This is a genomic window from Lactobacillus nasalidis (assembly GCF_016587775.1).
In the GTDB taxonomy this organism is placed as follows: domain Bacteria; phylum Bacillota; class Bacilli; order Lactobacillales; family Lactobacillaceae; genus Lactobacillus; species Lactobacillus nasalidis.
On record NZ_BOCG01000011.1, the window covers coordinates 1 to 584 of the forward strand.

A 584-nucleotide genomic window follows, 5' to 3' on the forward strand; every position below is an offset into this window, starting at 1 on the left:
CTTCAGCCGGGCTGATGTTCTCCCTGGCCTGCTATCAAAACTACACCGGCAAGAACCTGACCAAGGGTCACAAGGTCGCGGGCACGGGCACGATCGACGCCAAGGGCAATGTCGGCATCATCGGCGGTGTTGACAAGAAGGTCGTGGCTGCTGCCAAGGCCGGGGCCGAGGTCTTCTTCGCGCCGACCGACCAGACCGGCGTCAAGAAGTCGCAGACAAACTACGCGGTTGCCAAGAGAACGGCCAAAAAGCTGGGCACGAAGATGAAGATCGTGCCGGTGGCCACTTTTGACGACGCCTTGAAATACCTGCAGAAACATTACGGCAATTAAGCAAAAGGACTGAAGCGGTGCTTCAGTCCTTTTTTGGCGGAATTTTTAAAAATTTGCTTTTGCCGGAAAAAAAGTGCCTGTTTTGGCGTAATAGTTGCTGAGGTGATAAAAAATGAATCAGCAAGAAAAAGACCAGGAGGGCAAGCAGCAGGTTCGCCGCTGGCTCGACTGGCTCATCGACAAGAAAGTTTATCTGCTGGCGGTTTTGGCGGTGATCGGCGCGTTTTACTATTTCAACCGGCAGCCGGGCGC

The 584-nt window shown here is 53.9% G+C and carries 1 protein-coding gene; it reads left to right on the forward strand.

Annotated elements, in window-relative coordinates:
* Positions 1-332: S16 family serine protease (locus tag lacNas_RS00080; protein WP_307865693.1), on the forward strand; the 332-nt coding region annotated here is incomplete at its 5' end.
* Positions 333-584: the final 252 nt, after the last annotated feature.